The sequence below is a fragment of the Delftia sp. SD018 genome (assembly GCF_017355445.1).
Taxonomy (GTDB): Bacteria; Pseudomonadota; Gammaproteobacteria; order Burkholderiales; family Burkholderiaceae_C; genus Comamonas; species Comamonas acidovorans.
The window spans coordinates 1-438 of sequence record NZ_JADDRN010000077.1; the positions used below are offsets into that span (position 1 = coordinate 1).

A 438-nucleotide genomic window follows, 5' to 3' on the forward strand; every position below is an offset into this window, starting at 1 on the left:
GCCGTGTTGGTGCTCGAACCCACAGCCGTCGGCACAGCCGGCAGATTGAAGCTGCTGTTGCTGCCAGCTGCCACCGGGGTGGTGAAGCTCACGGTGCAAGACAGGATCGCCGTGCCATTGCCCACGAAGGGGAAGGTATTGGGCGTGCAGGTCGCACTGGCCACGTTTGCGCCGGTCGGCACACCCGTGATGCTGATGCCTGCCGGCACCAGATCCTTGATGGTCACGCTGGTGGCGGGACCGAAGGCACTGGCAGCGTTGGACACGGAGAACGCGTAGTTGAAGGGTGTCCCCACAGCCAGGCTACCCGGGTTGGCCTTGGTGACCGTCAGCGCAGGCGTGCCAGGGGTCACCGGCGTGGAAGGCGTCGATGCGCAATCCGTCGTGCAACCGGCCGTCGGATTGACGGGGCTGATGCCGCCCGACGGATCGTAGGAG

General features: G+C 66.0%; 1 pseudogene. It reads right to left on the reverse strand.

The features are described 5' to 3' along the window. A pseudogene (locus INR38_RS28980) lies at nt 1-438 on the reverse strand (hypothetical protein); the annotation flags it as partial.